The sequence below is a fragment of the Streptomyces sp. NPDC058664 genome (assembly GCF_042716635.1).
Classification (GTDB): Bacteria; Actinomycetota; Actinomycetes; order Streptomycetales; family Streptomycetaceae; genus Streptomyces.
Map to the genome: position 1 here is coordinate 1 of NZ_JBHXRW010000122.1, position 7880 is coordinate 7880.

Below are 7880 nucleotides of genomic sequence, written 5' to 3' on the forward strand. Positions count from 1 at the left end.
TCGATCGGCTACCTCACCCCGCTGGAGTTCGAACGCCGGCACCACAGCCCGGCTAAACTCTCCCTCGCGGCATAAAACCCCTGTGTCCACACTCCGGGGGTCACCTCAGTCGGGATCATGGCCCGCACCGGGCGTCACCTCGAGGCGAAGCCGTTCGGCTGGGAGCCTCGGTCCGGCCATCTGACGATCGACGAGCGCGAGCACATCCTGCTCGCCGTCAACCGCGGTGACAGTTTCACAGCCATCGCCCGGCATCTGGGGCGGGCCGTATCCACCGTCAGTCGGGAGGTCAATCGGGGCGGGGGCCGAGCCGGCTATTCCGCCTGGCGTGCGCATGAACGGGCCCGGGAGCAGGCACGAGGTCCCAAGCCGTTCAAGCTCGCCGCGGGCCGGCTGCTCACCGAGGTCACCAGGAGGCTCGAGCAGCTATGGTCACCGCAGGAGATCGCTGCACGTCTGCGGCTGGAACATCCCGGCGGCCCGGAGATGCACGTGAGTCACGAGACGGTCTACCGGTCGTTGTTCGTACAGGGTTGGGGCGAGTTGCGCCGCGAGCTGGCACGCTGTCTGCGTTCTGGACGAACGACCCGCAAAACCCGGGGAACGACCGACGGCCGGGGACGTATCCCCGGTATGACGATGATCAGCGAACGTCCCGCCGAGGCCGAGGACCGGGCGGTGCCGGGTCACTGGGAAGGCGACTTGGTCCTCGGTGAGGGCAGCCGCAGTGCCGTCGGTACGCTCGTCGAACGCTCCACCCGTATGACCCTGCTGTTGCACCTCCCGGACGGCAAGCGTGCCGAACAGGTCGAAGCGGCCATGCGGAAGGTCATCACCGCACTGCCAACGTCACTGGCCCGGACGGTCACCTGGGACCAAGGCGCCGAGATGGCCAGGCATGCCGAGTTCACCACGGCCACCGGAATCCCGGTCTACTTCTGCGATCCTCACTCACCCTGGCAACGCGGCAGCAACGAAAACACCAATGGACTCCTGCGCCAGTACCTGCCCAAGGGGAGCGATCTGAGCGTCGTCAGCCGCGACGAGCTCACCGCGATCCAGGACAGCCTCAACAGCCGCCCCCGCAAGACACTCGGCTATCTGACACCAGCAGAGAAGTTCACAGAACTCCTTGCGACCACCGGTTGAATCCGCCATCTCGATCGTCTGCTGCTGCTCGCGGTTCTGCCTGCGCAAGCGCCGCAGTTCCTCACGCTCGGCACCGGTCAGCTTGCCGGCGGTGCCTTCGCCGCGGTCGGCCTGCTCGCGCCGGACCCAGTTACGCAGACCCTCCGGGCTGACGCCAAGCTCCCGGGCGACCTCGGTCACCGTCCTGCCGGAAGAGCGGACGAGCGCGGTGGCGTCCCGCTTGTACTCCTCGGTGTACCGCTTCGTGCACTTGCTTCCCACCTGGCACTACTTCCTCTGGAACATCACGTCCCAGTCTCCAGGTGTCCACTATCAAGGAGAAGCTTCAACCTGACCGCCGCCCATACTCACGGCATCATCGACGCGCTTGCCGAGGCAGGCGTGAAGTGCTGGGCGGACAAGGCGTACCAGGGCGCCGGCCGACCGGTCCGGGTGCCGTTCCGGGGCCGTCGGCTCAAGCGATGGAAGCGTCGGCACAACAGAAGCCACGCCAAGATCCGCTGCCTCGGTGAGCAGGCCATGGCCGCCCTGAAGAGCTGGCGTCTGCTCCGCAAGCTCCGCTGCAGCACCAACCGCATCACCGACATCGTGAAGGCCGTCCTCGTCCTTCATCACGCCTCAACATGAGGTTGGAAAAGGCTCAATATTTGTGTGTCGCCGGGACGGATCCCATCGGCGCAAAGTCCGCTGTCAGGGAGCGGTGCCTGTGCGGGAGGAGTGCCGCAAAATTGTGAAGACTGAAATCCTCTTTTGGCCACATCATGTTCTAACCTCCGGGCACCCTCAGAGCCATTTTCAATCGGACGGGGGCGAGCGCCTCGAATATTTAAGTAATTCCTACTCAATTCTCCTCTAGAAGGTTTCGACGCCCGCCAGGGCATGCAATCATCGTTGAGTCCAGTCTGAAGTATGGTGAATCCACCGTTATGTGGGAGATGTTCAGTGAAGCGAGTTCTTGACTATATCGAGCAGAAGAAGATGGAATTTGCACAGGTTCCCTTCTTTGGGTATATGCAAGATGAAAGCATCGACCCTAAGCGGAAGCTCGGATTTGCTGAAGCTCTAGCGCCCTGGGTCATGGCTTTCGCTGACATTAACAAGTACGTCCTGAGGGTCGAGGGGAGCAGCGACCCCATTCAGCGCATCATCAATACGCACACCGAAGAAGATGATCACCACTTCGTGATGTTCATTGAAGACCTCAAGACCCTCGGATTCGATAGCAGCTCCACATTTGCAGAGTCGCTTGAGAAGCTGTGGGGTCCGCAGAACATCAGGGCAAGGAAGCTCACCTACGGCCTCACGTGCCTCATCGCCTCGGTGGACCCGGTCCTACGTCTTGCCGTGATCGAGGTGATCGAGGCGACCGGCAATGTTGCGTTCTCAGAATGGCGGAAGATCGCACAAGAGTTCCAGGCTCAGACAGGTCAGGTCCTCCACTACTTTGGTGATGTACACCTGGGACTTGAGAGCGGCCACGCCATGGGAACCGAAGACATTGAGGAAAGCCTCTCATCGATCGAACTGACCGCCGATCAGGTGGAACAGGCATATGTTCTGGTTGACGAATCGTTCAGGCTTTTCACCGATATGATCGACGAGTTGCTTGCTGCCGTCAAGGCGTAAGTACTGACACGGAAATCCGTGAACCGAATTACCCCTGCCGGCCGAGCCGGAAAATATGACCGTCGGCAGGGGTGAGCGGTCAATTTTTGATTTGGATAACATCCTTGGAAATTGAAGCAGCGATTAAAGGGCGTCGCAGTGAACAGCTTCTGATCGCCCCCGCTCCGAGTGATGAGGAATTTTCTTCCTTTCTCCGGCTGTGCTCTTTTGTTCCTGACCACGGCAGGATGCGTCCGTGGCGATGGATCTTGGTGAGAGGGGCGGGCAGACAGGCCCTAGGTAGAGCCTTGTCGAGCGATAGCGTACGTGAGGAGGAAGATGTAACTGTCCGCAAGATGCTACGCGCTCCCCTCGTGGCAGCTCTGGTTTTCCGACCACGTCCGTCAGAGAAGGTACCGGAATGGGAGCAGCTGGCCAGTACCAGTGCCGCAGCCTACGCGCTGATGCTGATTCTCCATGGTCAAAGTTACGGCAGTATTTGGCGTACCGGGAGCCGGAGTACCAGCCCTGCCATGCGTAGCATTCTGGGGATTTCAAAAGATGAGCAACTGCTCGGAACGCTCGACATAGGAACGCCGCTGCGTGCCGGCGGGTCCAAGCCCCAGCGGCAGCCGCTGAACGCGGCTGATCACATGTCTGTTTTTCCGTTCGGAGCCGAAACCCCAAGTAGGCGCCCAACAGGCCCTTGAGGTTTGGGATCATCTGAAGCCATCGACGAGAGGTACAGCGTCGGTAACTTAGTACTCCAGCAGGATTTTGCTGTCTGACCTGCAGGTTTCGCTGGGCGGCTGGAGTGTAGCGGGACTTCGGCCGTGCGGGGGCGGTCTCACGGAGACCGCCCCTCGATCGTGCGACAACGCCGCAGGCAGTGACAGCGGCGGGCGACTGCCTGGCGTCGGCGGCGCCAGTTCGACCAGCTCAGCGCGTGGTGCCGTCCGCGGTGTCCGCTCAGGTGCGGGGGCCGGGCACGACAAGCTGCCAGGAGTCGCCGAACCTCCGCCACGGTGAGTTCGATGGCCTCGGCTGTCCCATCTGTTCCGCCCCTTTTTCCAGGGATGGTGTGCCGTGGCGGCCAGGAAGGCGTGCGCGAGCATGGCCAGAGTGATGTGCCGATACCAGCCCACGTAGCGGCGGACTTCGTACTGGTCCAGGCCGCACTCGTTCTTCGCGGCCTGGAAGCACTCCTCGATCGCCCAGCGTGCCCCGGCGACCCGCACCAACTCCTGGACGGTGACCTGAAGGGGCGCGTATGCGAGGTAGTAGGCGATCTCGTCGGGCTTGCTGATGCTGCGCCGGGCCAGTGCCCACCGCATCCGGTGAGGGACCCCGCCCTGGTAGTCGAACTCGGCGACGGCCGGCAGCCGGACCGCGGCCCAGTGGTAGACACGGGGCCCCTTCGCGCCGTCGCCGCACGAGATCTTCTCCCATGCTTCATCCGGGGCCTGCGCGAACACCCCGTCGATGCGTGGGCAGCCCACGGTGAACTGGGACTTGGGAACGGCCAGTACGTAGCCGACGCCCGACTGTTCCAGTAGCCGGCGGAATCGGTTGTCCTGGCCGTAGGCGGAATCCGCGGTGACCCAGGCGATGGGCAGTGGCGAGGCGAGGGCCCGCAGCACCATGTGCCGGGCCAGTTCGCCCTTGGTGGCGAACTCCCGCTCGTCGGGGACCCTTGCGGTGCGGCAGCGTTCCCGGTCCTCGGTCCAGGACTTGGGCAGGTAGAGCTCACGGTCGACCAAAGCCCGGCCGCGGGCGGTTGCATAGGCGGCGAAGACGCCGATCTGGCAGTTCTCGGTCCGGCCGGCGGTTCCGGAGTACTGACGCTGGACCCCGGCTGAGGTGGTGCCCTTCTTGATGAACCCGGTGTCGTCAATGATCAGGATGCCGCCGGCCTCGCCAAGCTTGTCGGCGACGTATCGCTGCAGGTCGTCGCGGATGTCGTCGGACTCCCACTTCGATCCGGCGAGGAGGTGCTGCAGGCCGTCGGGCGTGCGGTGGCCGGCCTGTTCGGCCAGCTGCCAGCTGTTCTTGCGGGCCACCGGGGCGAGCAGCCCGCGTACGTAGTCACGCATGCGGCGGCGGAGCTCGACTCGGCCGAAGCGGTGCCCGATGGTCAGGAAGAGATCGTCCAGTTCGAGGTCCCACTGCGCGGCGGCATACTCGGTGATCACCCTCGAAGGCTGCCCAGCCGCTGTCACTACCTGCGGCGTTGTCGCACGATCGAGGGGCAGTCTCCGTGAGACCGCCCCCACGCGATCGAAGTCCCGCTACACTCCAGCCGCCCAGCGAAACCTGCAGGTCAGACAGCAAAATCCTGCTGGAGTATTAGTACTCCAGTTAGATTTCGTGTCCTGAGCTGGTGGTTGTCGTTGTCCAGGTATGGATGTGATAGCTGAAGTAGACCGCTGGCAGGCCGAGTTGGAGTCGGTGTTCGCTCGGGTGGCGGGTCGGTTCGTCCGGGCGGATCTGCGGTGGCGGATGCGGGACTACGTGCGTGGTCTGCTGGCACCGGTCGAGCGGAAGAACGGCTGGCTGAATGGGCCGGCCACCGTGATCCGGCGGGCCTGCAGCACCTGCTCAACGGCGCCCGGTGGGACGCCGAAGCGGTCCGGGACGACCTGCGCGACTATGTCGTCGAACGGCTCGGCCCGGGCGGAGTGCTGATCATCGACGACACGGGGGGTCATCAAGAAGGGCACCACGTCAGCCGGGGTGGGCCGGCAGTCCACCGGAACCTCGGGAAAGATCGACAACTGTCAGATCGGGGTGTTCGCCGCCTACGCCACCGGCTCGGGCCGGGCCCTGGTCGACCGGGAGCTCTACCTGCCCAAAGCCTGGACATCCGACCGCGAACGCTGCCGGGCGGCGAGGATCCCTGACGAGCGGGGCTTTGCGACCAAGGGCGAACTGGCCCGGGACATTGTCCGCCGCTGCTTCACGGCCGGCCTGCCCGCCGCGTGGGTCACCGCGGACGAGGCCTATGGGCAGGACTGGCACTTCCGCCGCCTGCTCGAGCAACTCGACGTCGGTTACGTGGTGGCGGTGCCGAAATGACGGATTCGCGTGATCGTCGCAACGACGCAGGTCTCATGCTGTCAGAGCGGCGGTGAATAGCTCGGCCGGGGTCCGCCATCTCAGGGTCTTTCCTGGGTCGGTTGTTGAGACGGTCCTGGATCGCCTGTATGTCGTCAGCCGTGTGGACGGACAGGTCACTGCCCTTGGGCAGGTACTGCCTGAGCAGACCGTTCGTGTTCTCGTTCGTGCCGCGCTGCCAGGGGCTGCCGCGGTGCGCGACGAACACGCCGTCGCGGAAGAACGGGGCGAGCTGGTCGTGGCAGGCCATCTCGGATCCTTGGTCCCAGGTGAGCGTCATCCGCGCAGTGTCCGGAACGTCCCGCAACGCCTGGACGATACGTTCGCGGACCTGGTCCGCGCCGTGGCCGTCGGGCAGGGGAACGAGGCGGACGTAGCGGGTGCGGCGGTCGACGAGTGTGGCGATGGCGGTGCGATTCTTCCGGCCGGTGATGAGATCGCCTTCCCAGTCGCCGGCTCGTTCGCGGAGCTCGACGACGGCGGGCCGGTGGTCGATGAGCATGGCCGGCACGGCGAACCGCGGGGCGCGCTGGTCGCCCTGGCGGCGCTGCTTACGCAAGGGCCGGCCGGCCCGGATTTTCTTGGTGAGTGTCCTGCTCAGGCCACCTTTGGCGCCTTGGTAGAGGGCCCGGTAGATGGTCTCGTGGTACAGGTGCCGTTCTGGATTCTCCGGCCGCAGGGTGCGCAGGTGAGCGGCGATCTGTTCGGGGCTCCATTCCAGGTCAAGCTTGGTCTGGACCTCGCCCCGGAGCTCCGTATCGAGTCTGAGTTTCGCCGGACGGGCCTTCTTGAGGCGTTTCCGGGCGCGGTGATGGGCCAGGTCAGCGTCGTACACATGCTGATCGCGGGTCAGGGTGTTGCGCTGAAGTTCGCGGCTGACGGTCGATAGCGCCCTGCCCAGACGGGAAGCGATTTCACGTATGCCCAGACCGCGCTCGCGCAGCGTCGCGATCCTTTTGCGTTCCAGCAGCGACAGGTACCGGCCCGACCGGGACGACTCGGGCAACCTGTCCGGTGGCAGACCACCATTCTCCGACCGCCGCCGGTACCCGGTTTTCCTGCCGATCCCGAGCTGCCTGCACGCCTCAACCGTGCTCACCCCGGACTGCACCAGGCGCCAGTACTTCGCCTCGACCTCGAGCCTGCGCTTACGTCCCGCCTCACCATCAACACACCCATCATGATCAAGGAGTGTTGCGACAAGCGTTAGAACCCAAGAGTCGCCCAAGGGTCAGTTTTCACGAACCGCCAACAGAAGGGGCCGTCCCAGGTTCCCGGCTGTCCGCTCTGGCTCATCAAGCGAGTTTGACGAGTCAATCCGCCCACCTTAACGGGGATCTTCCGCCACGCTTCCGGACGTGATCAGCGATCTTGTGCCCGATGACCTGTGGACCCACGTTGCTCCGATACTGCCGGCCCCTCCGCAGCGGCGGCATCGGTACGCAGGACGACACCGCACATGCGACCGCGTCGCGCTGGCAGGCATCATCTTCGTTCTGCGCACGGGTGTGACCTGGCGCGACGTGCCACGCCAGGAGGTGGGTTGCTCCGGGGTCACGGCCTGGCGCCGTCTGCGGGACTGGACCGAAGCCGGGGTCTGGCCCCGCTGCACGTTGCCATCCTCTCCGAGCTACGGACGGCCAGACTGCTGGAGATGGACGACGGTGCCATCGACGGCTCGCACATCCGCGCCCTCAAAGGAGGAGCCCACACCGGTCCTTCTCCGGTCGACCGTGGCCGCCCCGGGAGCAAGCATCACGTCATCGTCGACCGGCACGGCACACCGCTCGCGGTGTCACTGACCGGCGGCAACCGGCACGATGTCACCCAGTTGATGCCGCTCGTCGATGCCATCCCGCGCATTCGTGGCCTGCGCGGACGGCCGTGTCACCGCCCGTGGTACTTGTTCCGGGCTTGATCCGCTTTGACGGACATCGGAGATCAGGGGCTTCAGCCCCGGTAAGGATGCTGTTCATCATGGAGAGCATGGGGAAGAAGAAGCCGCGCCCTCG

Annotated in this window: 3 protein-coding genes and 6 pseudogenes; 6 read left to right on the top strand and 3 right to left on the bottom strand. The window is 64.4% G+C overall.

The features are described from left to right. Positions 1–108: 108 nt before the first annotated feature. Positions 109–1149, top strand: a pseudogene (locus ACFWUY_RS39935) (IS30 family transposase); the annotation flags it as partial. A 45-nt stretch (positions 1150–1194) separates the two neighbouring features. On the opposite strand, the pseudogene ACFWUY_RS39940 reads toward ACFWUY_RS39935, so the two are convergent. Continuing rightward, a pseudogene (locus tag ACFWUY_RS39940) lies at positions 1195–1410 on the bottom strand (transposase); the annotation flags it as partial. Between the two features lie 66 nt (positions 1411–1476). Here ACFWUY_RS39940 and ACFWUY_RS39945 point away from each other — a divergent pair. The 3 genes and pseudogenes from ACFWUY_RS39945 to ACFWUY_RS39955 form a co-directional block, all read left to right on the top strand. Then, positions 1477–1776 (top strand): annotated as a pseudogene (locus ACFWUY_RS39945) (transposase family protein); the annotation flags it as partial. 315 nt (positions 1777–2091) lie between these two features. Continuing rightward, positions 2092–2775 (top strand): hypothetical protein, encoded by a 684-nt coding sequence (locus ACFWUY_RS39950; protein WP_384121622.1) that lies wholly within the window; start codon positions 2092–2094, stop codon positions 2773–2775. A gap of 71 nt (positions 2776–2846) precedes the next feature. Further along, the gene (locus ACFWUY_RS39955; RefSeq protein ID WP_384121624.1) at positions 2847–3464 is read left to right on the top strand and encodes a nitroreductase; all 618 of its coding nucleotides are present in this window, start codon (positions 2847–2849) and stop codon (positions 3462–3464) included. Between the two features lie 375 nt (positions 3465–3839). On the opposite strand, the pseudogene ACFWUY_RS39960 reads toward ACFWUY_RS39955, so the two are convergent. Further along, positions 3840–4946 (bottom strand): annotated as a pseudogene (locus ACFWUY_RS39960) (IS701 family transposase); the annotation flags it as partial. A 208-nt stretch (positions 4947–5154) separates the two neighbouring features. Here ACFWUY_RS39960 and ACFWUY_RS39965 point away from each other — a divergent pair. Beyond that, positions 5155–5817, top strand: a pseudogene (locus ACFWUY_RS39965) (IS701 family transposase); the annotation flags it as partial. Here ACFWUY_RS39965 and ACFWUY_RS39970 read toward each other — a convergent pair. Further along, complete coding sequence (locus tag ACFWUY_RS39970) at positions 5738–6979, bottom strand: IS30 family transposase (RefSeq protein WP_384121626.1); 1242 nt, start codon at positions 6977–6979, stop codon at positions 5738–5740. The pseudogene ACFWUY_RS39965 and the gene ACFWUY_RS39970 sit on opposite strands and share 80 nt — an antisense overlap. Before the next feature lie 247 nt (positions 6980–7226). On the opposite strand from ACFWUY_RS39970, the pseudogene ACFWUY_RS39975 reads away from it, so the two are divergent. Continuing rightward, a pseudogene (locus ACFWUY_RS39975) lies at positions 7227–7777 on the top strand (IS5 family transposase); the annotation flags it as partial. Between the last annotated feature and the right edge of the window lie 103 nt (positions 7778–7880).